The organism is Pseudoxanthomonas japonensis (assembly GCF_043632995.1).
Lineage (GTDB): Bacteria > Pseudomonadota > Gammaproteobacteria > Xanthomonadales > Xanthomonadaceae > Pseudoxanthomonas_A > Pseudoxanthomonas_A japonensis.
The window spans coordinates 3,767,573-3,794,440 of sequence record NZ_CP171632.1 but is presented as its reverse complement, the minus strand read 5'-3'; the positions used below and the strand labels follow the sequence as shown (position 1 = coordinate 3,794,440).

The 26,868-nt window shown below is 67.6% G+C and carries 20 protein-coding genes; 7 read left to right on the top strand and 13 right to left on the bottom strand.

Features of this window, described 5'->3' with window-relative positions:
* The first annotated feature begins 19 nt into the window (after positions 1-19).
* From atpA to ACGHX3_RS17760, 4 genes are all read left to right on the top strand, one after another.
* Entirely contained in the window at positions 20-1,567 is a 1,548-nt protein-coding gene (atpA, locus tag ACGHX3_RS17775; RefSeq protein ID WP_162338071.1) for a F0F1 ATP synthase subunit alpha, read from the top strand.
* 113 nt (positions 1,568-1,680) lie between these two features.
* The gene (gene atpG, locus ACGHX3_RS17770) at positions 1,681-2,544 is read left to right on the top strand and encodes a F0F1 ATP synthase subunit gamma (protein ID WP_162338072.1); all 864 of its coding nucleotides are present in this window, start codon (positions 1,681-1,683) and stop codon (positions 2,542-2,544) included.
* A 147-nt stretch (positions 2,545-2,691) separates the two neighbouring features.
* Complete coding sequence (atpD, locus tag ACGHX3_RS17765; protein WP_213603504.1) at positions 2,692-4,098, top strand: F0F1 ATP synthase subunit beta; 1,407 nt, start codon at positions 2,692-2,694, stop codon at positions 4,096-4,098.
* Positions 4,099-4,225: 127 nt separating this feature from the next.
* On the top strand, positions 4,226-4,648 hold the full coding sequence (locus tag ACGHX3_RS17760) for a F0F1 ATP synthase subunit epsilon (RefSeq protein WP_162338073.1): 423 nt from the start codon (positions 4,226-4,228) through the stop codon (positions 4,646-4,648).
* A 145-nt stretch (positions 4,649-4,793) separates the two neighbouring features.
* On the opposite strand, the gene ACGHX3_RS17755 is transcribed toward ACGHX3_RS17760, so the two are convergent.
* Complete coding sequence (locus tag ACGHX3_RS17755; RefSeq protein ID WP_213603502.1) at positions 4,794-5,198, bottom strand: GtrA family protein; 405 nt, start codon at positions 5,196-5,198, stop codon at positions 4,794-4,796.
* Between the two features lie 76 nt (positions 5,199-5,274).
* Between ACGHX3_RS17755 and ACGHX3_RS17750 the strand changes: the two genes are divergently transcribed.
* Positions 5,275-6,204, top strand: a complete 930-nt coding sequence (locus ACGHX3_RS17750) for a glycosyltransferase (protein WP_249720388.1) — start codon at positions 5,275-5,277, stop codon at positions 6,202-6,204.
* Here the strand turns inward: ACGHX3_RS17750 and ACGHX3_RS17745 are convergent.
* Positions 6,164-7,741 carry a glycosyltransferase 87 family protein gene (locus tag ACGHX3_RS17745; protein ID WP_213603479.1) on the bottom strand — a complete coding sequence of 526 codons (1,578 nt, stop codon included), beginning with the start codon at positions 7,739-7,741 and terminating at the stop codon, positions 6,164-6,166. The two genes, ACGHX3_RS17750 and ACGHX3_RS17745, sit on opposite strands and share 41 nt — an antisense overlap.
* Before the next feature lie 79 nt (positions 7,742-7,820).
* On the opposite strand from ACGHX3_RS17745, the gene glmU reads away from it, so the two are divergent.
* Positions 7,821-9,188, top strand: coding sequence for a bifunctional UDP-N-acetylglucosamine diphosphorylase/glucosamine-1-phosphate N-acetyltransferase GlmU (gene glmU, locus ACGHX3_RS17740; RefSeq protein ID WP_394695737.1), 1,368 nt, complete (start codon positions 7,821-7,823; stop codon positions 9,186-9,188).
* Positions 9,189-9,356: 168 nt separating this feature from the next.
* Here glmU and ACGHX3_RS17735 read toward each other — a convergent pair whose 3' ends face one another.
* The 7 genes from ACGHX3_RS17735 to ACGHX3_RS17705 all read right to left on the bottom strand — a co-directional run bounded on the left by ACGHX3_RS17735 (position 9,357) and on the right by ACGHX3_RS17705 (position 17,972).
* A complete protein-coding gene (locus tag ACGHX3_RS17735) occupies positions 9,357-10,685 on the bottom strand; it encodes a sensor histidine kinase (protein ID WP_394695736.1) in 1,329 nt (442 codons plus the stop codon).
* On the bottom strand, positions 10,682-12,019 hold the full coding sequence (locus ACGHX3_RS17730) for a sigma-54 dependent transcriptional regulator (RefSeq protein WP_213603460.1): 1,338 nt from the start codon (positions 12,017-12,019) through the stop codon (positions 10,682-10,684). The genes ACGHX3_RS17735 and ACGHX3_RS17730 overlap by 4 nt, the downstream gene beginning before the upstream one ends.
* Before the next feature lie 3 nt (positions 12,020-12,022).
* Complete coding sequence (locus tag ACGHX3_RS17725; protein ID WP_394695735.1) at positions 12,023-13,234, bottom strand: ABC transporter permease; 1,212 nt, start codon at positions 13,232-13,234, stop codon at positions 12,023-12,025.
* A gap of 58 nt (positions 13,235-13,292) precedes the next feature.
* Positions 13,293-14,516, bottom strand: coding sequence for an ABC transporter permease (locus ACGHX3_RS17720; RefSeq protein WP_213603456.1), 1,224 nt, complete (start codon positions 14,514-14,516; stop codon positions 13,293-13,295).
* Positions 14,517-14,539: 23 nt separating this feature from the next.
* Positions 14,540-15,850, bottom strand: a complete 1,311-nt coding sequence (locus ACGHX3_RS17715) for an ABC transporter permease (RefSeq protein ID WP_213603454.1) — start codon at positions 15,848-15,850, stop codon at positions 14,540-14,542.
* 10 nt (positions 15,851-15,860) lie between these two features.
* Entirely contained in the window at positions 15,861-16,583 is a 723-nt protein-coding gene (locus ACGHX3_RS17710) for an ABC transporter ATP-binding protein (protein ID WP_213603452.1), read from the bottom strand.
* A 120-nt stretch (positions 16,584-16,703) separates the two neighbouring features.
* Positions 16,704-17,972 (bottom strand): efflux RND transporter periplasmic adaptor subunit, encoded by a 1,269-nt coding sequence (locus ACGHX3_RS17705; protein ID WP_213603755.1) that lies wholly within the window; start codon positions 17,970-17,972, stop codon positions 16,704-16,706.
* A 194-nt stretch (positions 17,973-18,166) separates the two neighbouring features.
* Between ACGHX3_RS17705 and glmS the strand changes: the two genes are divergently transcribed.
* Positions 18,167-19,993 (top strand): glutamine--fructose-6-phosphate transaminase (isomerizing), encoded by a 1,827-nt coding sequence (glmS, locus tag ACGHX3_RS17700; RefSeq protein ID WP_213603450.1) that lies wholly within the window; start codon positions 18,167-18,169, stop codon positions 19,991-19,993.
* Here the strand turns inward: glmS and ACGHX3_RS17695 are convergent, their stop codons facing one another.
* From ACGHX3_RS17695 to iadA, 4 genes are read right to left on the bottom strand one after another with little or no spacing between them, the layout of a single operon-like run.
* On the bottom strand, positions 19,994-21,781 hold the full coding sequence (locus ACGHX3_RS17695) for a Mur ligase family protein (protein ID WP_394695734.1): 1,788 nt from the start codon (positions 21,779-21,781) through the stop codon (positions 19,994-19,996).
* Positions 21,782-21,833: 52 nt separating this feature from the next.
* Positions 21,834-24,632, bottom strand: a complete 2,799-nt coding sequence (cphA, locus tag ACGHX3_RS17690; protein WP_213605037.1) for a cyanophycin synthetase — start codon at positions 24,630-24,632, stop codon at positions 21,834-21,836.
* 21 nt (positions 24,633-24,653) lie between these two features.
* Positions 24,654-25,493 (bottom strand): cyanophycinase, encoded by an 840-nt coding sequence (locus ACGHX3_RS17685; RefSeq protein ID WP_162338085.1) that lies wholly within the window; start codon positions 25,491-25,493, stop codon positions 24,654-24,656.
* A gap of 16 nt (positions 25,494-25,509) precedes the next feature.
* Complete coding sequence (gene iadA / locus ACGHX3_RS17680) at positions 25,510-26,685, bottom strand: beta-aspartyl-peptidase (RefSeq protein ID WP_213605036.1); 1,176 nt, start codon at positions 26,683-26,685, stop codon at positions 25,510-25,512.
* Between the last annotated feature and the right edge of the window lie 183 nt (positions 26,686-26,868).

Sequence of the window (26,868 nt, the reverse complement as noted above, 5' to 3'; positions counted from 1 at the left end):
CGGCACACAGGACTTACCCATGGCTACCACGCTCAACCCCTCTGAAATCAGCGACCTGATCAAGACCCGTATCGAGAAGGTCAAGCTGGCCGCGGAGTCGCGCAACGAAGGCACGGTCACCTCGGTGTCCGACGGCATCGTGCGCATCTTCGGCCTGGCCGACGTCATGCAGGGCGAAATGATCGAGCTGCCCAACAGCACCTACGCACTGGCGCTGAACCTGGAGCGCGACTCGGTGGGCGCCGTGGTCCTGGGCGACTACGAGCACCTGCGCGAAGGCGACGTGGCCAAGACCACCGGCCGCATCCTGGAAGTGCCGGTCGGTCCGGAAATGCTCGGTCGCGTCGTCAACGCGCTGGGCGAGCCGATCGACGGCAAGGGCCCGCTGGGCACCTCGCTGACCGCACCGGTGGAGCGCGTGGCCCCGGGCGTCATCTGGCGCAAGTCGGTCGACCAGCCGGTGCAGACCGGCTACAAGTCGGTCGACGCCATGATCCCGATCGGCCGCGGCCAGCGCGAGCTGATCATCGGCGACCGCCAGACCGGCAAGACCGCGATGGCGATCGACGCCGTGATCAACCAGAAGGGCACCGGCATCAAGTGCGTGTACGTGGCGATCGGCCAGAAGGCCTCGACCGTCGCCAACATCGTGCGCAAGCTGGAAGAGAACGGCGCGCTGGCCCACACCGTGGTCGTCGCCGCCACCGCTTCCGAGTCGGCCGCGATGCAGTACATCAGCGCCTACTCGGGCTGCACCATGGGCGAGTACTTCATGGATCGCGGCCAGGACGCCCTGATCGTGTACGACGACCTGTCCAAGCAGGCCGTGGCCTACCGCCAGATCTCGCTGCTGCTGAAGCGTCCGCCGGGCCGCGAAGCCTATCCGGGCGACGTGTTCTACCTGCACTCCCGCCTGCTCGAGCGCGCTGCCCGCGTGTCCGAGGAGTACGTGGAGAAGTTCACCGAAGGCAAGGTCACCGGCAAGACCGGTTCGCTGACCGCGCTGCCGATCATCGAAACGCAGGCCGGCGACGTGTCCGCGTTCGTGCCGACCAACGTGATCTCGATCACCGACGGCCAGATCTTCCTGGAAACCGACCTGTTCAACGCCGGCATCCGCCCGGCCGTGAACGCCGGCATCTCGGTGTCGCGCGTCGGTGGCGCCGCCCAGACCAAGATCATCAAGAAGCTGTCGGGCGGCATCCGCATCTCGCTCGCCCAGTACCGTGAGCTTGCCGCGTTCGCGCAGTTCGCCTCGGACCTGGACGAAGCCACCCGCAAGCAGCTGGAGCGCGGCCAGCGCGTCACCGAGCTGATGAAGCAGAAGCAGTACGCGCCGATGTCCATCGCCCTGCAGGCGCTGTCCATCTACGCCGTCAACGAGGGTTACCTGGATGACGTGCCGGTCGGCAAGATCCTGGCGTTCGAAGACGCGCTGCACGCGCACTTCACCAACACCCAGGGCGCGCTGGTCGACACGATCAACAGCACGGGCAACTGGAACGACGAGATCGAAGGCGCCTTCAAGAAGGGCATCGCCGAGTTCAAGCAGACCGGTACCTGGTAACGAAGCCGTGATGTGTGATTCGTGATTGGTGATTTGCCGGCGCAACGGCGGATCACTGGACCCACGAATCACCCTTCACGAATCACGAATCACCGCGAGCGAAGCGAGTAGACATGGCAGGCGGACGCGAAATCAAAACCAAGATCAAGAGCGTGCAGAACACCCGCAAGGTGACGCGCGCGCTCGAGATGGTCTCGGCCTCCAAGATCCGCAAGGCCCAGGACCGCATGAAGACCTCGCGCCCGTACGCGCGCGCGATGAAGCAGGTGATCGGCCACCTGGCCCAGGCCAACACCGACTACCAGCATCCCTTCATGGTGGAGCGCCAGGACGTCAAGCGCGTCGGCTTCATCATCGTGTCGTCCGACCGCGGCCTGGCCGGCGGCCTGAACAACAATCTGTTCCGCAAGATGCTCGGCGAGATCCGCCAGTGGAACGAGAAGGGCGTCGAGGTCGACGTGGTCACCATCGGCCAGAAGGCCTCGGTGTACTTCCGCCGGGTCAAGGTCAACATGCTGGCCAGCGTCTCGCACCTGGGCGATGCGCCCAAGCTCGACCAGCTGATCGGCGTGATCAAGGTGATGCTGGACGCCTACACCGAAGGCAAGCTGGACCGCGTGTTCGTCGTCTACAACGACTTCGTCAACACGATGACCCAGCGCGCCGCGTTCGACCAGCTGCTGCCGCTGCCCGCGTCGGAGACGCAGGTCGCGCACCACGACTGGGACTACATCTACGAACCCGATGCCGAGACCGTGCTCGACCACGTGATCACGCGCTACATCGAGTCGCTGGTGTACCAGGCCGTGCTGGAGAACATCGCGTCCGAACATGCGGCGCGCATGGTGGCCATGAAGGCCGCCAGCGACAACGCCAACAAGCTCATCGGTACCCTGCAGCTGGTCTACAACAAGGCCCGCCAGGCGGCGATCACCCAGGAAATCTCCGAAATCGTCGGCGGCGCGGCGGCGGTGTAGGAGCCGTGATTGGTGATTGGTGAGTCGTGATTCGTTGGAGCTGCGCAGCGCGCTTCGACGAATCACCCATCACGAATCACGAATCACCAAGTAATCCAACGGGCGGCCCAGCCGCACAACTGAACAAGTTAAATCGGAGCAGCAAACATGAGTCAGGGCAAGATCGTTCAGATCATCGGCGCGGTGGTTGACGTCGAATTCGCGCGCAACGAAGTGCCGAAGGTGTACGACGCGCTGAAGGTGGAGAACACCGCCATCACGCTCGAAGTGCAGCAGCAGCTTGGCGACGGCGTCGTGCGCACCATCGCCCTCGGTTCCACCGACGGCCTGAAGCGCAACCTGATCGCCGTGAACACCGACAAGGCCATCTCTGTGCCGGTCGGCGCGGGCACGCTGGGCCGCATCATGGACGTGCTGGGCAACCCGATCGACGAAGCCGGCCCGGTGCAGGCGTCCGACCATTGGGAAATCCACCGCTCGGCCCCGTCGTACGAAGATCAGTCCTCGGCCAACGACCTGCTGGAAACCGGCATCAAGGTCATCGACCTGATGTGCCCGTTCGCCAAGGGCGGCAAGGTCGGCCTGTTCGGCGGCGCCGGCGTCGGCAAGACCGTCAACATGATGGAACTGATCAACAACATCGCCAAGGCGCACTCGGGTCTGTCCGTGTTCGCCGGCGTGGGCGAGCGTACCCGCGAGGGCAACGACTTCTACCACGAGATGAAGGACTCCAACGTCCTCGACAAGGTCGCGATGGTGTACGGCCAGATGAACGAGCCGCCGGGCAACCGCCTGCGCGTCGCGCTGACCGGCCTGACCATGGCCGAGTACTTCCGCGACGAGAAGGACGCGTCGGGCAAGGGCAAGGACGTGCTGCTGTTCGTCGACAACATCTACCGCTACACGCTGGCCGGTACCGAAGTGTCGGCGCTGCTCGGCCGCATGCCGTCGGCCGTGGGCTACCAGCCGACGCTGGCCGAGGAAATGGGCGTGCTGCAGGAGCGCATCACCTCGACCAAGACCGGTTCGATCACCTCGATCCAGGCCGTGTACGTGCCCGCGGACGACCTGACCGACCCGTCGCCGGCCACCACGTTCGCCCACTTGGACGCCACCGTCGTGCTGTCGCGCAACATCGCCTCGCTGGGTATCTACCCGGCCGTCGATCCGCTCGACTCGACCAGCCGCCAGCTGGACCCGAACGTCATCGGCCACGAGCACTACGACACCGCGCGCCGCGTGCAGGCCACGCTGCAGAAGTACAAGGAACTGAAGGACATCATCGCCATCCTCGGCATGGACGAACTGTCCGAAGAAGACAAGCAGGCCGTGTCGCGCGCCCGCAAGATCGAGCGCTTCTTCAGCCAGCCGTTCCACGTGGCGGAAGTGTTCACCGGCTCGCCGGGCAAGTACGTCTCGCTGAAGGACACGATCCGCGGCTTCAAGGCGATCGTCGACGGCGAGTACGACCACCTGCCGGAGCAGGCGTTCTATATGGTCGGCGGCATCGAAGAAGCGGTCGAGAAGGCCAAGAAGCTCGCCGAGAAGGCGTAAGCGCAGGGATTGGTGATTAGTGATTCGTGATTCGTAGGGGCGGCGATAGAGGGTTGGCGGGGTTTGATGCTCTTGCCACTCACGAATCACCCATCACGAATCACCTTCCGAACGCAGTGAGGAATACATGAGCACCATCCGTTGCGATATCGTCAGCGCTGAGCAGGAAATTTTCCACGGTGAAGCCACCCTGGTCGTCGCCACCGGCGAGCTGGGCGAGCTCGGCATCGCGCCGAAGCACGCGCCGCTGATCACCCGCCTGAAGCCGGGCAAGGTGGTGGTGACGCTGGCCAATGGCGAGCAGCTGGACTTCGCCATCTCCGGCGGCATCCTGGAAGTGCAGCCGCAGGTCGTCACCGTGCTGGCCGACACCGCGATCCGCGCGCAGGACATCGACGAAGCCTCGGTCCGCAAGGCCAAGGAAGAAGCCGAGCGCATCCTGTCCAAGCAGGACCCGAAGATGAGCATCGAGGAAGCCCAGGCCCAGCTGGCCATGAGCATCGCCCAGCTCAGCGCGCTCGAGCGCCTGCGCAAGAACCTCAAGCACTGAGTTTCATCGCCCTGGCTTCATCGGAACGCCGGCCTTGTGCCGGCGTTTCCGTTTGCAGCGTGCGCCGCGCGCACGACGCACGGCACGGATCACGCGACGTTGTCCGCATCACGCGATGCCCGCATCGTGAGGTCGTGCGTACCCCTCAGCGGTAGACCACGTGCCGCCACAGGAAAAACGCCACCACCGCGAGCGCGCCTTCCACCAGTGGCTTGGCCAGCCAGGCATGCGCCAGTCCCAGTGTCCCGGCGACCCAGGCGACCGCGAGCGTGCTGATCACGGTCAGCGGAATCCAGACCAGCAGGAACCTCGCGAAGCGGCGCCAGCCGAGTCGCGCGCTCCCGGCCTGCGCGAATGTCACCCGCCCGTTCAACCAGAAACCCAGCAACGCACCGCCGACGCGGCCAGCGAGGTTGGCGGGTGCCGCCGGCGCCCCGAGCGCGGTCAGTGCGACGAACAGCGCCCAGTCGACCAGCAACTGCACCGCACCGACGACGAGGAAACTGCCGCCCTGGCGCAGCAGGGTAAGCCTGGAAGAGTGAGGTGCCATGCGGGGATGTTACCCGCAGGCTCGCGTTCGTTGCCGTGTAAGATGCGGGCGCCCGTCGTCGACCCGGACCGTCGCCTTGCGCATCGCCGTACTCATTCCTTGCCATAACGAAGCGCTCACCGTGCAGAAGGTTGTCGTCGATTTCCGCCAGGCGCTTCCGGAAGCCGAGGTGTGGGTCTTCGACAACGCGAGCATGGACACGACGGCGTACCTAGCAGCGCAGGCCGGGGCGCATGTGCGGCATGTGCTGGCCAAGGGGAAAGGAAACGTGGTGCGCGCCATGTTCCGCGACGTCGATGCCGATATCTATGTCATGGTGGATGGCGATGACACGTATCCCGCCGCTTCGGTCCGGATGCTCATCGAAGACGTCGCGCAGGGGCGGGCGGACATGGTGGTGGGCACGCGGCTGGAGTCTCATGACCGTGCTTCGTTCCGGCGCTTCCACGGATTCGGCAATCGCCTGGTGTGCAGGTGCATCGGCGCCCTGTTCGGCCATCCGGTGCGCGATGTCCTGTCCGGCTATCGCGCTTTCTCCCGCCGATTCGTCAAGTCCATGCCGGTGCTTTCCCGTGGGTTCGAGATCGAGACAGAAATGACGGTGTTCGCACTGGCCAATGGTTTCGTGCTGTCGGAGCAGGTCATCGACTACGGCAAGCGGCCCGAGGGCAGCGAATCCAAGCTCAACACGTATCGCGACGGCATCCGCGTCCTCAAGACGATCCTGTTTCTGTTCAAGGACATGCGCCCCTTGCTGTTCTTTGGCACCTTGGCGGCGGCCTGCGTGATGTCGAGCTTGGGATTCGGAGCCATCGTCATCAATGAGTTCGCGCGTACGGGCCTTGTCACCCATCCTTCCACCGCCGTGCTTGCGGTGGCGTTCGCGCTGGTCGGCGTGGTGTCGATGGCGACCGGCCTCATCCTGGACACGGTCAACCGCCGCTCGAACGAAATCCAGCGGTTGATCACGGACCAGCTGGTGTCGCAGCGCAGACCGTCGGCGTAGGCATACGGCGCACCAGCGGACACAGCTCGAGCGCGTCCAGGCTCGTCGGCATGGGAAGGCAGGTGCCCTCTGCCGCCAGGCCGTAGGCGAGGACCGCCTCCGGCATTGGCGATCCGGAGACTTTCCGCAACAGGAAGATCGGACCTGCGTGCTGCCGCACACGTTGCTCGGCGATCGCCTGCAGGCGGGTACAGCGCTCAGGCGTCATGAAGTTGTTCTGGATCGATATGGCCGGTACGGTCCGGGGGAGGTAGGCAACGGCGTAGGCCATGGGGTTGTCGTCGGCCAGCACCACCAGGCTGTCGGCGGGGATCGCCGGAGTATGCACGGTCAGCATGGGACTGCTGAAACGGGTCCTCCCCCAACCTGGTCGATTTGTGCTGATCACCACGAGCACGGCCAGGATGATCACGGCGGCCTGGGCATGGCGGGCCCGCACCCAGCTCGACACCACGCCGATGATGGCGATTGAACAGACGAGCTCAAGTGCGAACAGGTAACGGTAGATGCCGTAGAGCTTGATCCAGACGCCGAGACTGACAAGCACGAACATGAGCGTTGCGCTGGCGACGGCGAGCGCGTTCGCGTCCTGCGTCCTGCTGCGCCATGCGGATGCCCACCAGGCAGCCAGTGCAGCGAGGCCGAGCAGCACGCGGGGGTCCGACAGTTTTCCCTCCGAAAAGCGGTTGCTGTCGGTCAGCAGGCGGAACGGGACCAGCAGGGCGTCAAGCCCGTGGGGAATGAAGCGTTCGTCCTTGTGTCCATGCGGCAGGGCGTCGGGCGACTGGAACCACTCGTTGAAATAGGGAAACAGCGGATTGCCATGTTCCTGCCAAAGATGGAGGGCCCAAGGACCTGCGGTCAGCGCGGCGCCCGCGATGCCGCCTGCGGCGAGCGCGAGGAGCCGCCATGGCGCAGCACGCATCGGGCCGCACACCAGTGCGGCGGCGATGAAGCCCACACAGTACAGCGCACCGGTGAGCTTCAGGCCCGCGCACAGTCCCGCCATCAGGCCCGCCGGCAACCAGGTCGCCCACGGCTGGCGGCAGCCCTGCGAATCCGCGATCCACCAAAGCGACGCCATCATGCCGGCCGCCACGACGGCATCGTTGAAGGTGGTGCCGATACTGGGCATGACGGCAGCGCCCGCCACCGCCATCACGCCGGCCGACGCGGTCCGCGTCGCGCTGCGCCCTGCCGGCCATAGCTGGTCCAGCAGGCGGAGCGCGAACAGCACCGCGAGAAACGCCGGCAGTGCCAGCCACAGCGATACGACCCATCCGGGCAGTTCCGCCCTCACCAGCCATGCGAAGGGAAAATCGATGGTCGGGTTGTGCCATGTCTGTAGTTGCGCGGCGGCGATGTCGTCGCCGAAGCGGCCGTCCAGCAATGCGGTTGGCGTATAGAGGTGGTAGTTGCGCAGGTCCCAGTTGGCATCCTGCCCCTGCATGCGGAGCGCCAGCAGCACGAGCAGCAATGCGGTGATCAGGGGGGCTCGCCACTGCCGGGCGGCGGAGGCGGGGAAGCGGTGGGTCATGGGCGAGTCCCGTTTGCGGACTGAGTTGATACCATCTCGACAGGCTCGAAGGCCGGTCATCATCGTAATGGGAAACCACATGAAGCCACTACACGTCGTCATCCTCGCCGCCGGTGAAGGCAAGCGCATGAAGTCCGCGTTGCCCAAGGTGCTGCAGCCCATCGCCGGGCGGCCGATGCTGGGACACGTGATCGACGCGGCACGCGCGCTGCAGCCGGCGGGCGTACATGTGGTCTATGGGTACGGTGGCGATCAGGTGCAGGCGGCGTTCGCCGACCAGGGCGATCTGCACTGGGCGCACCAGGCGCAGCAGCTCGGTACCGGCCATGCGGTGGCACAGGCGATGCCCGAAATCCCCGATGGCGCGCGCGTGCTGGTGCTGTACGGCGATGTGCCGCTCACCCGCAGCGAGACGCTGCAGCGGCTGCTGGACGCGCCGGGTCGCCTGGCCGTGCTGGTCGCCGAACCGGTCGATCCGACCGGCTACGGCCGCATCGTGCGAGACGAGGCGGGCCGCGTGGCCGCCATCGTCGAACACAAGGACGCCGACGAGGAGCAGCGCCGCATCCGCACCATCAACACCGGCATCATCGCCGCCGACAGCAGCGCGCTGAAGGGCTGGCTGGCGCGGCTGTCCAACGACAACGCGCAGGGCGAGTACTACCTGACCGACGTGTTCGCGATGGCGGCGGAGGAATTCAATCCTGCGGAAATGGTGCTGGTGGGCGAGCCCATCGAAGCCGAAGGCGCCAACGATCCCTGGCAGCTGTCGCAGCTCGAGCGCGCCTACCAGCTGCGCGCCGCGCGCGCGCTGTGCACGCAGGGCGCTCGCCTGATCGATCCCGCGCGGTTCGACCAGCGCGGCACGGTGAAGGTCGGCCGCGACGTGCAGATCGACGTCGACGTGGTGCTGGAAGGCGAGGTGGAACTGGGTGACGGCGTCGTCGTCGGTCCGTTCTGCCGCCTCAAGGATGTGAAGCTCGGTGCCGGCACGCAGGTGCGTGCGCACTGCGATCTCGAAGGTGTCGTCAGCGAAGGCGCCGCCCTGATCGGTCCGTATGCGCGTCTGCGCCCCGGCACGCAGCTCGCCGATGGCGTGCACGTCGGCAACTTCGTCGAGACCAAGAATGCGCGCATCGGCATCGGCAGCAAGGCCAACCACCTGACCTATCTCGGCGATACCGTGATCGGCAGCGGCACCAACATCGGTGCCGGCACCATCACCTGCAACTACGACGGCGTGAACAAGTTCGTCACGACGATCGGCGACCGCGTGTTCGTCGGTTCAAACTCTTCGCTGGTCGCGCCGGTGACGCTGGCCGATGGTGCGACCATCGGTGCGGGCTCGGTGATCTCGAAGAACGCGCCGGCCGATCAGCTCACCGTCGCGCGCGCGCGCCAGGTCAGCATCGAAGGCTGGCAGCGACCGGTGAAGAAGCCGAAGTGACGTAGGGCGGGCTCAAGCCCGCCATCTGCGAAGCCCATCGAAGAAAGCGGCATCGCGGCGGCCAGCCCTCACCCCTTGCCCTCTCCCGGAGGGAGAGGGAGAGTCGGTGCCATGCGGGTTCGGCTCCGGGTGCCGGCGAGTGGCTGTGGTCTCCGCACTTTGGACAGATCAGTTTTCGGGCAGCTGGATCGACACGCACAGCCCGCCACCTTCGCGGTTGTGCAGCGACAGCCGGCCGCCATGGGCTTCGATGATCTCGCGGGTCAGCGCCAGGCCCAGTCCGGTGCCGTTGCGCTTGGTGGAGTAGAACGGCACCAGCGCGTTCTGCAGCACCGCATCGTTCATGCCGGTGCCGCGGTCCATCACTTCGATGCGCAGCCAGTCCGGCAGACGGGTCAGCCGGACCGAGACACCTTCGGCAGTGCCGCCAGCCTCGTGCGCGTTCTTGAGCAGGTTGAGCACGGCCTGCTCCAGCTGGGCGATGTCGATGCGGCCGTCGATCTCCGTCTCCGTCATCACCAAGTCGAACGCGATCTGTCGCTGCAGGCCTTCGAAGAAGGCACGCCAGTGCACCGTCTGCAGTTGCGGCGACGGCAGCTTGGCGAAGCGCGCGTAGCCGCGGATGAAGCCTTCCAGGTGGCGCGCACGGTCCTCGATGGTGCCGAAGACCTCTTCCAGCCGCTCATGGCGTCCACGGCGCACGAGTTCCGCGCCCGAATGCGCGAGCGAGGCCACCGGCGCCAGCGAGTTGTTGAGTTCGTGGCTGATGACGCGGATGACCTTCTTCCACGTCATCACTTCCTGCCGCCGCAGCTCGCTGGTGAGCAGGCGCAGCAGCAGCAGTTCGTGCGGGCGTCCGTTGAGACGGAAATTGCGCCGGGCGAGGTGGTAGACCTGCTCCTCGCCGTCTTCTTCCTCGCTGCCGATGGCGAACAGACTGTCGCCCCCGCGCGCAAGCGCTTCGCGCATCTCGACCGGTGCGGAACCGATCAACCCGTCGTAGTCCTGACCTTCCAGCTTCCAGCCGCTGTGCAGCAGCTTGCGCGCCGCCACGTTGGCGAAGATGACGCGGCGTACGCCGTCGCCGCCGGGGGCGATCAACAGCATGGCGACCGGGGTGTTCTGGACCATGGTGTCGAGCAGCAATTCGCGCTGCACCAGGCTCAGGCGCTGTTCGCGCAGCACCTCGCCGAGCGCGGCGTGCGACTTCACCAGTTCCGCGAGGTCGTCGTTGCCTTGCCAGTGGATGCCGAAGTTGTATTCGCCGTCGCGGTAGCTGTTGACGCTGCCGGCCAGGGCGCGGAACAGCGAGTACGTGCTGCGCAGCCCCCGGCGGATCGCCCACATCGCCAGCGGCAGTACCACGATGGCCGACACGATCACCGCTTCACCCGCGTCGCCCAGCCAGCGCGACAGCACGAGCGGCAACACCAGCGCCAGCACCAGCAGCGGCAGCAGCCAGGACAGCACGCGGCCGGCGAGCGAGCGGCGGATCATGGGGCCTTGATGCCGAAGCGTTCCATGCGCCGGTACAGCGCCTGCCGGCTCATGCCGAGGTCGGCGGCAGCCTGCGCGATGACGCCGCCGGCACGCGCGATGGCGGCTTCGATATCGGCACGCTCCGGTTCCGCCGCGATCACGGTGCGCACCGGGGCGGGACGCGGCAGGTTGAGGTCGGCGGCTTCGATGCGATCGCCCATCGCCAGCAGGCCGGCACGCTGGATGACGTTGCGCAGCTCGCGCACGTTGCCCGGCCAGGCGTGTCGCAGCAACGCGGCACGCGCACTTTCGCTCAGCGGCTTTTCGGGGGGACGGAAGCGCTCGGCCAGCGGCAGGATGTCGCCGGGACGCTCCGCCAATGGCGGCAACGCGAGTTCGATCGCGTTGAGGCGGTAATAGAGGTCTTCGCGGAAGCTGCCATCACGGATCATCGCGGGCAGGTCGGCGTTGGTCGCGCTGATCACGCGCACGGTCACGTGGCGTTCGCGGTTGGAGCCGAGGCGTTCGAAGCGGCCGGTCTCCAGTACGCGCAGCAGCTTCATCTGCCCGGTCAGCGGCAGGTTGCCGATCTCGTCGAGGAACAGCGTGCCGCCATCGGCCGCCTCGAACTTGCCCTCGCGCGCCTTGTTGGCGCCGGTATACGCACCGGCGTCCGCGCCGAACAGTTCCGCTTCGATCAGTTCCGACGGCAATGCGCCGCAGTTGAGCGTGACGAAGGCGCCGGACTTCACGCTGGAATTGGCCTGGATGATCTCGGCGATCTTTTCCTTGCCCGCACCGTTCGGGCCGGTGATCAGCACCGGCAGGTCGGAGCGCGCGACCTGGCAGGCGAGCGCGACCACGCGCTCGCTGGCCGGATCCTCGAACACCAGGTTGCGCAGGTCGTACTTGCTGGAGAGCTGGTCGCGACCACGACGCTCGCGGCTGCGGCGGCGCTCGAGTTCGCTGCGCGCCTCGGCAAGTTCGAGCAGCGTGTTGACCGTGGCCAGCAGCTTGCGGTCGTCCCAGGGCTTGGCGACGTAATCGGCGGCCCCGGCCTTGACCAGGTTCACCGCGACCTCGAGATGCGTCCACGCGGTCAGCAGGATCACCGGCATGTCCGGCCACTGCGCACGGATGTCGGCGAACAGCCGCTCGCCTTCCGCGCCCGACGTGGTGTCCTGAGTGAAGTTCATGTCCTGGATGACCAGGTCGACGTGCTGCTCACGCAACAGGGCGAGGCCGGCGTCGGGCGACTCCGCGTGCAGTGTGTCGATGTCGTGCAGCGAGAACAGGACTTCCAGCGCAGTACTGACGGCGCGGTTGTCGTCGATGACGAGGATGGTAGGCATGCGCTATAGCCTAACCGAAGGGCTGCGGCTGACGAGGTGCGGCGGGATGCGCCGCGTCAGGCGAACGGGCCAGGTGGCGGCGATCTGCACGACCAGCACCGTTACGACCAGAACGGCCACGCAGGCTCCGAGGGACGGCAGCGAGATCGTCCACGCCGGCATCAGGCGATCAAGCAGCGCCGCGGCCGCCATGCCGATCGCGCAGGCGATCACGGCGAGCATCAGGTACTCCCCGCGCAGGCGATGCGCCAGCTGCGTGTCGGTGGCGCCGAATGCACGGCGCAGGCTGATTTCCTGCTGGTGATCCAGCATCCAGCGATGGCCGCCGAGCCCCAGCATGCCCAGCGTCGACAGCCACCAGGCCACGCAGATCGCGAGCGATGTCCACGCGTGCCGTGTTGCGCCCGATGAGGCCTGCGCACGCAGTGCTGCGAGGCTTGCGGGGGCAGCGACCACGACGTCGGGGTAGGCTGCTGCTAGAGCGGCACGGATGCGCGCCGACACTGCATTTGCATCGCCCGTATGACGGATGAGGAAGTGCGCTTCGCTGGCCCGGGTCATGCGCACCGGCAGGATCACGGCCGTACCATCGCGCCGGTGCGCCGTAGCGGGCAACGGAACCCGATGCAGCACGCCGACGACATGCAGTCGCTTGCCGGGCAACAGCTGCAGCGAGCGCCCCAGCGGTTCGACATGGCCGAAGAGCGTTTCGGCGAAGGCAGCGGAGATGATGGCCGGTGCGGGATCGGCATGCAGGCGATGCTGGTCGCCGGTGTAGTCTTGGTACTCCGCGTTGACGAAGCGCCGACCATGCGTGTCATCCATGCCGAGCGTGCTCATGAAATCCTCGTCCGCCAGGTAGAGGGAGACGAGATGTCGGTGTCCGCGGTCACCGGCCTTCCACGCATGCACGCTCCAGGCACTGGTGCCGTAGGGCGACTGGTTGCCGGCAGCGGCTGATCGCACACCGGCCACGCCCCGCAGTGTCCGCAACACCGCCTTGGCGCCGGGATCCTGCCCCTGGGCCGGTTGCATCCAGGGGATGACCAGCACGTCGGCCGCGTCGATGCCGTCCGCGGCCGTCGCCTGCTCGTACATGCGCAACATCGCCTGTCCCGCATACAGGCACAGCATCACGCCGATGGCGATCTGCAGCACGAGCCACCACGCGCCTGTGTGGGGGCGACCCAACAGCAAGAAGGAGGAGGATGGCATCGGGATGTCCCATCAGCCGTGCACGCCGACCGGCGTGCACGGTGTTGAGGCCGCGGGATCAGGCCGTACGTGTCGCCACGGCCGGCGGTACCGAGGCGGCCTTGCGCGCGGGTCCGTACACGGCGACCTGGCCGAGCAGCCACAGCAGTACGGCGCCGACCGGCAGGTACAGCAGCGGCAGGCGCGGCAGTTCGTACTTGCCCATCAACAACTGGTTGATGCCGTACGCCAGGATCATGCCGATGACGATGCCGATGGTGGCCAGCAGGAAGTTCTCGGTCTGGAAGTAGCGCAGGATCTGGCCCTTCGTCGCACCCAGCGCCCGGCGGATGCCGATCTGCTTGGTGCGCTGCTGCACCCAGAAGCTGGCCAGGCCGACGATGCCCAGCGCAGTGACGACGAGCAGCGAGACGATCACGGTCAGCAGCAGCCACGCCATGGCGCGGTCACCGCGGTAGTAGTCGTGCATGATGTCGGTGAACGTGCCTTCGCGCAGCACCAGGCGGCGCGAGCTGTTCTTCTCGAGCGTGGCGATCGCCGCCTTCTGTACTTCGGCACGGCGCTCCGGCGTGGTGCGCAGCACGAAGGTGCCCATGGTCAGGTCCTTCGCCGGCAGGATCATGGTGAAGCCGCCTTCCGCGGGACCGCCGTTGTCGTTGGTGCGGATCAGGCGCTCGACCACGCCCACGACACGGTGCGGCACGTTGTCGGTATTCCATGCATAGATGTTCTTGCCGATCGCACTTTCGCCCGGGAACAGCTTGTTGGCCAGTTCGCGGCTCAGGATCACCGCCGGCATCGTGTACTTGGCGTTCTGCTTGTTGATCTCGGTCCAGTTGACGTACTCGTCCGCGTTGAAGTCGCGGCCTTCGGCCAACCTCAATCCCAGCGTTTCGATCACGGCATCGCCGAGGTAGACGTTCGCCGATGCGCTCGGGCGCTCCTGCTGCGGTGCCAGCTGGATGGAGCTGTTCCACGACGAGTTGTCGAACGGCACATGGTTGACAGTACCCGCGGCCTTGACGCCCGGCAGCGCACGCAGGCTGGCGACGTCCTGCTTCACCAGCGCGTCGGCGTCGGGGTTCTCGCCGAGGTTGCCCATGCTGATGCGCACGATCTCCTCGTTGGCCAAGCCGGTGGGGCGGTCGATACGCTCCAGCCGCTGGGTGATCAGGAAGACCGCGTTGCAGATGATGGCGCACGACAGCGCCACTTCCAGCACGATCAGTGCGGCGGCCGTCTTGTGGCGGGCCAGGGTGGAAAGAATGGGGCGGATGTCCATGACGTGCCTCTTGGATGGATGGGTCACTGGCTCTTGAGCTGGATGGCGGGCGTCACCTGCATCGCCCGCCAGGCGGGGAGCATCCCGGCGAGCAGGCTGGCGATGATGGCGAGCGCGAAGGTGGCCAGCAGCATCTTCAGGTCCATGTGGGCCAGGTCGGCGTAGCCCGCCGGTTGCTGGCGGACCGCCAGCAGGCCGAGCCACGCCAGAATCAGGCCGAGGACGCCACCGACCAGGCCGACGGTGCCGGCTTCCACCAGACACTGCGCGAAGATGGCCTTGCGCGTTGCGCCTAGGGCACGACGCACGCCGATCTGCGAGGCACGGCCGAGGAACTTCGCCAGCAGCAGGCCCACCGTGTTGAGCAGGCAGACGGCCAGGAAGCCGAACGCCAGCCACACCTGCAGGCGCACGTCGCCGGGCACCGCACCCTGCTTGTCCAGCCACTGCATGACGTTGTGCAGGTCGACGTTGGTGGGGCGTTCGAAGCGGCCCGCCGCGCGTTGCTGGTCGGAGTAGTTCGCCAGGTACTGCTTGTACGCCTCGACCTTGGCCGGCGTGCCCAGTTCCACCCAGTACTGCAGCCACGAACACGGCGCATTCGGCCCCTGCGAGCCTTCTTCTTCCTTGCTGGAGTCGCCCCAACAGTTCATGTTGCCCTGCGTGCCCATCTTCAGCGTGCGTGATGTCCAGAACGGCACGAACAGCTGCTCCACTTCGGTGAAGCGGTCCTGCGTCATGTCGTAGAACTTCGGCGCCGGTCGCCAGTCGTCCAGCACGCCGATGATGCGAAAGGTGCTGCCGGATGCCTTGAGGTCGCGGCCGACGCTGTTGGCACCGCCGAACAGCTTGTCGTTGAGCGCCTTGGAAATCACCGCCACGCGGGCGCGCGATTCGTCGTCCGCCGCCGACCAGCCGTTGCCGTAACGGAACGGCACATCGAACATCGGGAAGAAGTCCGCCGTGGTGTAGCGCGCATCGATGCGGAACGGCTCGATCTTGCCGTCTTCCGACTCCACCGACGACGCGCCGCCGGTCATCAGCGCCTGGCGGTCGCCCTTCTTGTCGCGCAGCAGATGCTCGGCGTCGTAGCGGGTGAACTGGTCTTCCGGTTCTTCGCCGGGCGTGAATCCGTTCATCGAGCGGGGATCCACGCGCGGGTAGAACAGCTTGTCGCTCTTCTGCGGGATCGGGTCGCCGGACAGCACGTAGAACACGGTCAGCGTGGTCATGCTGGCGCCGATGCCGAGTGCGATGGCCAGCACCATCAGGAAGGTCAGCGCCTTGTTGCGCTTGAAGCTGCGCAGCGCGAGGGAGAAGTAGTAGCCGAACATGGCGGGCTCCTTACGCGGAGGCGTTGGCATCGGCGGCGTGCGCCGCGCGGATCAAGGCCGGCTCCACCGACAGGTCGGTGGCCATGCCGTCCACGATGTGCACGTTGCGCTGCGCGCGCGCCGCCAGTTCGGGATCGTGCGTGACCATGATGATGGTCGTGCCCTGGCGGTTGATCTCTTCCAGCAGTTCCATCACGCCACGCGCCATCTGCGAGTCCAGGTTGCCGGTCGGTTCGTCCGCCAGCAGCAGGCGCGGACTGCCGGCCAGTGCGCGTGCGATCGCGGTGCGCTGCTGCTGGCCGCCCGACAGTTCGGCCGGGAAGTGCTTCATGCGCGAACCCAGGCCCACGCGGGCCAGTGCGTCCTCGATGCGCAGCTTGCGCTCGGCGGCCGGCATGCCGCGGTAGCGCAGCGGGACGTCGACGTTGTCGAACAGGTTGAGGTCGGGGATCAGGTTGAAACCCTGGAAGATGAAGCCGATCTTCTGGTTGCGCAGGCGCGAACGCGCGTCGTCGCCGAGATGGCTGACGTCCTGGCCGTCGAGCAGGAACTGGCCGCCGGTGAACGTCTCCAGCAGGCCGGCGATGTTGAGGAAGGTGGTCTTGCCGGAACCCGACGGACCGGTGACGGCGACGAACTCGCCCTCGCGGACATGCAGGTCGAGCGAACGCAGCGCATGCGTTTCCACCTGTTCGGTGCGGTAGACCTTGGCGACTTGGCGCATCTCTAGCATGGCGGGCTCCTGGCAGTGATTAGTAGTTGGTGATTGGTGATTCGAGGGAAGCGAAGGCGGTAGTGATGGGGCGAAGCGTGCGTTTGCGAATCACGTCTCACGAATCACCCATCACGGCGTTCAATTGACCGAGACGCGCTCGGCATCGCCGAACAGGTCGCTGCCGGAGACGACGACCTTGTCGCCGGGTTGCAGGCCGCTGAGCACTTCGATGTTGCTCAGGCTGCTGACACCCAGCTGCACCGGCCGGCGCACGGCGGAGCTGCCGTCCATGACGTAGGCATAGCGACCGCCGCCCTGTTCGAGGAACGGGCCGCGCTCGACCATCAGCACGTTGCGGCGCGTGTCCATCAGGATGCGTGCGGACAGGCGCTGGTTCTGACGCAGGCCGGGCGGCTGCTTGTCGGAGAAGCGCAGGCGGGTGACGACTTCACCGCCCACCACTTCCGGCGACACCGCGGAGATCTCGCCGGGGTACGGCTGGCCGGCGCTGGTCAGCGTGGCCGGCATGCCGATGGCGAGGTCGCGGGCGAAGCTTTCCGGCACCTTGATCTCGACTTCGAACACGGACAGGTCGACGACGCTCAGCACCGGCGCGTTGATCGCCACGTTGGAACGCTGCACCGCCTGCACCTGGCCGACCTGGCCGTCGAACGGCGCGCGCAGCGTCAGCGCATCGACCTGGCGCTGCACTTCGGCGACCACGGCGCGCTGCCGTTCGGCGAGCAGCTGCTTGTTGCGTGCGTCCAAGCCGGCGCCCTGTCCCTGCAGGCCGGCGTCCTTCTGCGCGTGGGACAACGCGATCTCGCTCTTGCGCAGGTTGTCCTGCGCCTCCAGTACGTCGACCTGCGGCACGGCGCCGCCGTCGTAGCCGCGCTGGTAGCGCTGCAGGGTGCGTTCGGCGGCCTGGCGTTCGATGCCTGCCTGGTCCAGGGCCTTCTGCGCGTTCGCGCGGGTGACGCTGGCATCCAGCACCGCTCGGCTCGCCTCGGCCTCCAAGCCGGCGAGCGTGGTCTGTTCCTGCGCCAGCTTGCTGCGCAGCTCGGGGCTGTCGATTTCGGCCAGCGGCTGGCCCTTGGTGACCTTGTCGCCCGCGACGACCTTCAGTGTGACCACGCCGCCGGCGACGGCATACAGGGTGGGGCTGTTGGCGGCGATGACGCGGCCGTCCGCGGCGATGTCGCGGACCAGATCGCCGCGGGTCACTTCGGCGATGCGCAGGCGGGCGCCGTCCACGGAGGCCGTGCCCGACAGCCAGCCGCGGGCGGCGAACACGATGCCGGCCAGCAGCAGCGCACCGCCTGCGGCGGGCCACACCCAGCGGCGCCAGGCCGGACGGGTCTGCGAGGCACTGAGTACACGGTCTTGGGCGGAGGTGTCCCGAATCATCGGCGGCATGCGTTCTTTGGAATGACCTGCCTGTCTCAGCAGGATGCGTGCCAAACGCAAGCAGTTGATTTGAAAGGGGGTTGTCCGCTCCGGACGACTGTCCGGGTGTCCGCGGACACCGAGCGGACAGGGCCTGTCCAGTGGCGGACACGTAGAATGTCCACTCGTTTCACTCAGATGGAAGACACAGGCTTATGTGCGGAATTGTGGGCGCGATCGCCGATCGCGACGTGGTGCCGGTACTGATCGAGGGACTGAAGCGGCTGGAATACCGGGGCTACGATTCCGCGGGTATCGCGGTGGTCGACCAGCAGGACGTGCGCCGCGTGCGCCGCACCGGCCGCGTCGCCGAAATGGAGGGCGCCGCCGCCGCCGAAGGCTTCAACGCCAGCCTGGGCATCGGCCATACGCGCTGGGCCACCCACGGCGGCGTCACCGAAGCCAATGCGCACCCGCACATCAGCCACGGCGTGGCGCTGGTGCACAACGGCATCATCGAGAACCACGAGGAGCAGCGCGAGAAACTGCGCGCGCTCGGCTATGTGTTCGAGTCGCAGACCGACACGGAAGTCATCGCCCACCTGATGCACCACCACCTGAAGGGCGGCGACGACCTTCTGGCCGCCCTGCAGCGCACGGTGAAGGAACTGACCGGCGCCTACGCGCTGGCCGTGGTCAGCCGCAAGGAGCCCGACCGCATGGTCTGCGCCCGGATGGGCTGTCCGCTGCTGATCGGCGTCGGCGAGGGCGAGAACTTCATCGCCTCCGACGTCTCGGCGATCCTGCAGGCCACGCGGCGTGTGATCTTCCTGGAGGAAGGCGACACCGCGGAAGTGACGCGCGAAGGCGTCAAGGTGTTCGACGGAAAGGACCAGCCGATTCAGCGCGAGGTGCACGTCTCCGACGTGTCGCTGGCGTCGCTGGAGCTCGGTCCGTACCGCCACTTCATGCAGAAGGAAATCCACGAGCAGCCGCGCGCGATCGCCGACACTATCGAGGCGGTGGTCGACGGCGGCTTCTCGCCGACGCTGTTCGGCGCCAATGCGGAAGCCGCGCTGAAAGACATCGAAGGCGTGCAGATCCTCGCCTGTGGCACCAGCTACTACGCTGGCATGACGGCGCGCTACTGGATGGAGGCGATCTCCGGCCTGCCGTGTAGCGTCGAGATCGCCAGCGAGTACCGCTACCGCGACGCGTACGCCAATCCCAAGCACCTGATCGTCACCATCTCGCAGTCCGGCGAAACGCTGGACACGATGGAGGCGCTGAAGTACGCCAAGTCGCTCGGCCACCAGCACACGCTGTCGATCTGCAACGTGCCCGAGAGCGCCATTCCTCGCGCCAGCGAGCTGGTCTGCTACACGCGCGCCGGCGCCGAGATCGGCGTGGCATCGACCAAGGCCTTCACCACCCAGCTGGCCGCGCTGTTCCAGCTGACCGTCGTGCTGGGCAAGCTGCGCGGGAGGGTCACGCCGGAACAGGAAGCCGATTACCTGGAGCAGCTACGCCACCTGCCGGGCAGCGTGCAGCACGCGTTGAACCTGGAGCCGCAGATCGCCGCGTGGGCGGAGCGTTTCGCGCCGAAGTCGGATGCGCTGTTCCTCGGCCGCGGCCTGCACTACCCGATCGCGCTGGAAGGCGCGCTCAAGCTGAAGGAAATCTCCTACATCCACGCCGAGGCGTATCCGGCCGGCGAGCTGAAGCACGGCCCGCTGGCGCTGGTCGATGCCGACATGCCGGTGGTGGTGATCGCACCGAACGACGTGCTGTTGGAGAAGGTGAAGTCCAACATGCAGGAGGTGCGAGCGCGCGGCGGCGAGCTGTTCGTGTTCACCGACCAGGACAGCCACTTCAGCGAATCCGAAGGCGTGCACGTCATCCGCACCCCGCGTCACGTCGGCGTGCTCAGCCCCATCGTGCACACCATCCCGGTGCAACTGCTGGCTTACCACACCGCGTTGGCGCGCGGCACCGACGTCGACAAGCCGCGCAATCTGGCGAAGTCGGTGACGGTGGAGTAATCAGTCGCCGGCGACGGGGTCGCCGGCCGACCATGCCTGCGCCTGCAGCCGGTCGAGCAGGGCGTTGACGCGTTCGCGCGCGGCGACGCCGTGCACCGGCAGCGCGAGGCTGTCGCCGGGGCGGGCCGCGGTCAGGATGGCGCGCACGGCCTCGGTTTCGTCACGGCATTCGTCGATGGCGGCGTCGGCCACGCCGTGGCGCACCAGCGCGGCACGCAGTACCCGGCCCACCTCGCCGCTTTCGCGTCCACGCATATAGCCTTCCATGTCCTTGAGCACCACGTGGTCGGGGTGGAACGACGCGGCGGTGGCAGCGAGGTCGGCGATGGCCTCGTCGCTGCGGTCGCCGGCCTGGCCGAGCAGCAGGTGCAGACGGCCGCCGTCGTGGTGTGCCTGGCGGACCAGATCGAGAAACTGCGCCAGCCCATCGGGGTTGTGCGCGTAGTCCACGTAGACCTGCACCCCGCCACCCAGCACCCAGCGCTGCAGGCGACCGGGGTTGTCGCGATTGTCGCGGCCGAAGCGGGCGAGCACGGCGGCGATCGTCGCCGGGGCGATCCCCAGTCCGAGGGCGGCGAGCGCGGCGGCGGCGCAGTTCTGCACGTTGTGCGCAGCCAGGCCGCCAAGCGTCAGCGGCATCCCCGCGACCGCGCCCAGATCGTGGGCATGCGTGCCGTCGAACAGCCACAGGTGGCCGTCGCGCACGCCGCAGCTGCGACGGCCCTCGGCGCGCGCCTGGCGCAGCAGTGGGTGGTCATCGTCGGTGGAAAACCAGGCCAGCGGCACGTCGAGACCACCCGCATGGCGTCGCAGCAGTGCGTTGTCGGCGTTGAGCACGACCATGCCGTCGGCGTCGATGGCGCGGGCCACGGTCAGCTTCACGTCGGCCAGGCCGTCGAGGTCGTGGATGCCGTATTCGCCGAAGTGGTCGGGGCTGACGTTGGTGACCACGGCCACGTCGGCCCGTTCGACCGCCAGGCCGCGCCGCAGCAGGCCGCCACGTGCGGTCTCCAGGATCGCGGCCTGGGTCCGGCGGTCGCGCAGCAGGCTGCGTGCGCCGCCGGGGCCGGAGTAGTCGCCGCCTTCGATCAGCGCGCCGTCGAGGTAGATGCCGTCGGTGCAGCTGTTGGCCGTGTGCCAGCCGTGCGCGATGGCGATCGCGGTGAGCAGGCGCACGGTGGTGGTCTTGCCGTTGGAGCCGGTGACAAGCGCCACCGGAATCGCATGCAGCTCCTGCCACGGCACGTCATCGGGCGTCGGCAGGGCGGCGTTGTCCCAGGTGCGGCTGCCGCTGCCCATGCCGATGGACAGTCGCTCGTCGTCGAGCAGCAGCGGCACACCGTGCGCACGTGCGGCTTCTTGCAGGGCGGGCAGTCGCGGCAGGCCTTCGGCCGCGGCGACGGCGCGCAGCAGGCGCAGGTCCGCGTCTTCGTCGACGAACGAAGGATGGCCCGGCTGCAGCGGAGGTTCGCCGATGGCCCTCCCGGCCGCGGTCAGGGCGGACAGCCACGCCCATTCGTCCACGTCGGCGGCGGCGTACAGCATGTCGCCGGGTGCGGCGAAAGCGAGGCTGGCGCCGCTGGCGTGCTCGCGTACCGTCACCGGGCCATCGGGCCAGCCCAGGGCAGCGCGTGCGCGGGCGATGCGTCGCTTCCAGTCTTCGATCAACGCCGCGGGCACCGGCGCACCGATCATCGTTTCCAGCACCGCGCCCGGTCCGGCGAAGTACAGGTTGGGCCCGGTCAGGCGGCGCAGGTCGTCGAACGGCAAGGGTGCGGATTCACTCATGCGGCAGGTCGTGGGTGGAGAGCGTGATCGGGCGGTTGCGGATCGCCATCGCTCAATCGCTGTCCTCGTCATGGCGTGCGAACACCAGGCCGCGTTCTTCGCGGATCACGCCCTCCATCGCCGCCACGGCCGCCTCGTCGGCGCTGGGCGCCGGCGCCAGCGACGGCAATTCGACGGCGCGGGCGCTGCGCGGCTCGGCGCCTTCGGGCGTGAACTTGGTGATCTGCTTCCACGAGCGGGCCAGCGCATCGGCGAACACCAGCACCAGGTCGCCGGGCTTGCCCATGCGCAGCGCGGCGTCGATGGCCTGCTGCTCGTCGGGGATCTGTTCGATCGCCGTGTCGGCCACGCCCGCCGCCTGCAGTGCGCGCGCGATGATCCGCGGCACTTCGTCACCGTCGCGGCCACGCAGGCTGTCGTCGCGCTTGACCACGTAATGGTCGAAGCGGCCGGCCACCGCGCGGGCGATGTCCTGTATGTCCTCGTCGCGGCGGTCGCCGGGGGCGGCCACCACCACGATCCGGCGCCCGGCGACGTCCAGGCGCTGGGCCAGGTCGGCCATCATCCCCACTGCGTGCGCGTTGTGCGCGTAGTCCATGACGACCTTGAACGGATGTTCGTCGTACACGTTCATCCGGCCCGGAGCCTGGAAGAACGTGGTGTCGAAGGTGCGCAGGCCCTGGCGGATCGCGTCGAGCTTGATGCCCAGCGAGAACGCCATCGCCGCGGCGAACATCGCGTTCTGCACGTTGTGCAGCGCGCGGCCTTCCAGCGTGGCGGGGATCAGGTGCGTCCACATCAGCGGGATGTGGCTGCCCTTGTCGTACAGGGTGACCATGTGGCCGTTGACGCCGGCCTCCAGCGCGCAGGCGCGGCCGCCGGCGCGGATGTGCTCGCGCACCAGCGCGTGCGAGGGGTTCATGGTGACGTAGCAGATCGTCTTCGCGTCGGTGTAGCCCGACATCTTCAGCACGTTGACGTCGTCGGCGTTGAGCACCGCGCAGTCCTTCGCCACTTCCACGACGATGCGCTTGATCTCCGCCAGTTGTTCCAGCGTGTCGATGCCCTTGAGGCCCAGGTGGTCGGCGGCGATGTTGAGCACCGCGCCCACGTCCACCTCCGGCACGCCCATGCCGGCGCGCAGCAGGCCACCGCGTGCGGTCTCCAGCACCGCCAGGTCGATGTGCGGATCGGACAGCACCATCCGCGCCGACACCGGGCCGGTCATGTCGCCTTCCACCGTGCGCTGGCCGTCGATGTATACGCCGTCGGTAGTGGTGAGGCCCGGCGTGTAGCCGGCCATCTTGGTGATGTGCGCCAGCATGCGCGCGGTGGTGGTCTTGCCGTTGGTGCCGGTGACCGCCGCGATCGGTACGCGCGAGGGCGTGCCCGGCGGGAACAGCATGTCGATCACCGGGCCGGCGGCGTCGCGCGGCGTGCCTTCGCTCGGCGCGACGTGCATGCGGAAGCCGGGCGCGGCATTCACTTCGCAGATCGCGCCGCCGATGTTCTTGTAGCTCTCGGCAATGTTGGGGCTGATGAAGTCCACGCCGCCGACATCGAGGCCGATCGCCCGCACCGCGCGCACCGCCATGTCGCGGTTGTCGGGATGGATGATGTCGGTGACATCGGTCGCGGTGCCGCCGGTGGAGAGGTTGGCGGTGGAACGCAGGAACACCACTTCGCCCTCCTCCGGTACCGAGTCGGCGGTGTAGCCGACGCGCTCCATCATCAGGTTCGCCTCGCGGTCGAGTTCGAGCCGCGTCAGCACCTTCTCGTGACCGACGCCGCGGCGCGGGTCCTGGTTCACGATCTCGACGAGGTCGGTGATGGTCCTGCGGCCGTCGCCGACCACGTGGCCGGGCGTGCGTCGCGTCGCCGCGATCAGTTCGCCATTGACCACCAGCAGGCGGTGGTCGGCGCCTTCCTGGAAGGTCTCCACGATCACCGAGCGCGAATGCTCGCGCGCGGCATCGAACGCGGCGCGGATCTCGTCATCGCCGCTGATGTTGATGGTGATGCCGCGGCCGTGGTTGCCGTTGTACGGCTTGAGCACCACCGGGCCGCCGAGCCGCTGCGCGGCCTTGACCGCTTCGGACTGGCTGGTGACCAGGTGCTGGCGCGGCACCGGCAGGCCGAGCGAGCCGAGGATCTTGTTGGTCTCCTCCTTGTCGCTGGCCAGTTCCACCGAGATGTACGGCGTCTTGCCGGTGATCGTGGCCTGGATGCGCTGCTGGTACTTGCCGTGGCCAAACTGGATCAGCGACTGGTTGTTGAGCCGCAGCCACGGAATGCCCCGCTCCACGCCGGCACGCACCAGCGACGCGGTCGACGGGCCGAGCGCGCGCTTCTGCGCATAGCGGATGAAGTCGTCGCGCGCTTCTTCCCAGTGCCAGTCCGCCGGCACGCTGCCCGCAGGGCGGGTTTCTTCGGGCATCAACGAACACAGCAGCTTCAGCGCCAGCTCGCCCGCGGCGATGCCTTCCTCGCGCTGGGCGTATTCGTACACCACGGTGTAGACGCCCGGGCGGCCGTCGACGCTGCGGGTCTTGCCGAAGGTGACGTCCTCGCCGGCGATGTTCTGCAGTTCGATCGCCACGTGTTCGAGCACGTGGCCCAGCCAGGTGCCTTCGCCCTCGCGCATGCGGCGCAGGAAGCCGCCGGGCTCGCGGTAGGAACAACCGTGCTCGGCCAGGCTCGGCACCGCGGCCACCAGGCCGTCGATGAAGCCGGGCCCCAGGCGCGCGGTGGGCCACTGTTCCAGTTCGCCCAGGTCCAGCAGCAGCCGGATCACCGGGAAGTGCGCATGCTGCGAGGGGCCAACGTAGACGGAGCGTTCGAGGATGCGCATGCAGGAGGTTCCCTTGTCGTATCAGGTCTTGCGGGTCGCCAGTCGGCCGGCCGAGGCCCGACGCGTATGCAGGTTGAAGGTGGCGCCGGCGATCAGGATATGGACGCCCAGCCCCAGCAGGCAGACGGGGTCGTCCTCGCCGGCCTGGGCCATCGAGGAGAACTGCAGGTCGTGGGCATCGACCACGGTGACCGCGCCGCTGCCTTCGACCTCGAGCGTATCGTCGGGCGAGATGAAGGCGGCGGTGTCCTCGTCCAGGCCGATGCCGATCGCGAACGGGTTGTAGCCCAGCGCCGCGGTCAGGCGGCCGAGGCGGTCGCGCTGGCGGAAATGCTGGTCGATCACGAAGCGGTTGGTCAGGCCCAGCCCGGGCGCCAGGCGCACGCTGCTGGCGCGCGGCGACGAGCCCTCGGCACCGAAGGCGATCATGTGCTCGCTCAGGAATCCGGCACCGGCGCTGGTACCGGCCACCGTCACCCCCTGGGCATTGCGCAGGCGGATGCAGCGCGCCACCTGGGTGCCGCCGAGGATGGTGGACAGGCGCAACTGGTTGCCGCCGGTGAAGAAGATGCCGCTGGCTTCCGCCAGCCGCGCCAGCCGGCCTTCCTCCTGGCAATCGCGGCGGGTGTCGAAGTCCAGCACGTCGACCCGAGTCGCCCCCATGCCACGGAACAGGTCTTCGTAGCGGGTGCCGGATTCCTTCAACCGGCTCGCGGTCGGGATGACGACGATGTCGGCGTCGGCGCCGCCACTGAGTTCGACGAACCGCGCGAGGATGCGCGGGTTGGTTTCTTTCTCTTCTGCGCCGCCGATCGGGATGATCCAGCCGCGGTGTTCCCCGTTGACGGGCTTGCTTGGCATCGAGTGCTCCGGTGTTTCAGGTGTCTTGCGATTCGAACGTACCACGCCGCTGCACCGCGCCATCGCGCAGGTGCAGGTGGCCACCGGCGAACACGTCGGTCACCGCGCCGGTGGCGTCCAGCGCCACCAGGTCGGCGTCGGCGCCCACCGCGATGCGGCCCTTGCCCGGCAGGCGCAGCAGTCCGGCGACGTTGGAGGTGAAGGCCGGCAGCGCGTCCTGCAGGGCGATGCCGCGGTCCAGCAACTCGCGCAGCGTGTCGACCAGCGCGCCGGAGTGGCCGACGTCCATGCTGCACACACGGCCCTGCGCATCGAAGCAGGGCAGGCAGCCACCGGCGTCGGAGCTGATGGTGACGCGGTCGCGCGGGGCGCCGCTGTCGAGGTAGCGGACGAGCGCATCGGCCGCGCTCCACGCGTCCTCGCCCTCGTCCACCGGGAAGGCGGTGATGTCGATGCTGCAGCCGCGTCGGGCCAGTTCGATGGCTTCGTCGAACAGCGCCTTGCGCCGGTTGACGTGGGTCGGGTTGAACACCCGCGGCGGCAGCTCACTTTGATCGAGCGCGCGCCGCACCAGGTCCAGGCCGCGCGGGCCGTCGCCCAGGTGCAGATGGAGGAGGCCGGCCTTGCCGGTCATCAGCCCGGCCACGTGCGCTTCGGACGCGATCCGCAGCAATTCGTCCAGCGTGGGCTGGCTGGAGCGGTGGTCGCTGATCGCCAGCTCGCCCACGCCGATCAGGCAGTCGATGAAGGCCAGGTCCGCGCGCACGCTGCCGGTCAGGGTGGCTGGCGGCAGGTGGTAGCCGCCGGCATATCCCCACGCCGACAGACCCTCCTCGCGCAACGCGTTGACGTGGGCCACCAGTTCGCGCGTGCTGCGGGCGACATCGTCGGTGCCCAGCAGGCCGACCACCGTGGTCACGCCGCTGCGGGTATAGCGCGACAGCGTCGGCGCCGGCACGCGACTGGCGAAGCCGGCCTCGCCACCGCCGCCGGTGACGTGCACGTGGCCATCGATCAGGCCAGGCACCAGCCGGCGGCCAGCCAGGTCCATCACCTGCGCGCCGAAGGCGGCCGGAAGATCGGGCGCATCGGTGCCGATCCACAGCACCTGGCCGCCGCCGAGGAGCAGGTCGTGGCGACCCAGCGATTCGGGCGCGTACACATCCGCGTTGCGGATCAGGGTGGTCGTCATCAGCTGTCGACCCTTCCGTTGGCGTTATCGCTCATCTTCACTCGATCCGCGGCTATCCCGACGCGGTCATCCGCGCGGCGGACCAGTCTAACCGGGCGTGGGCACGTTGGCGGCGCGGAACGGATAGCCGCACGGCGTCCGGGTCGACGGGATTGGCGGCGGTGTTATGTGAGCTGAGCTGGC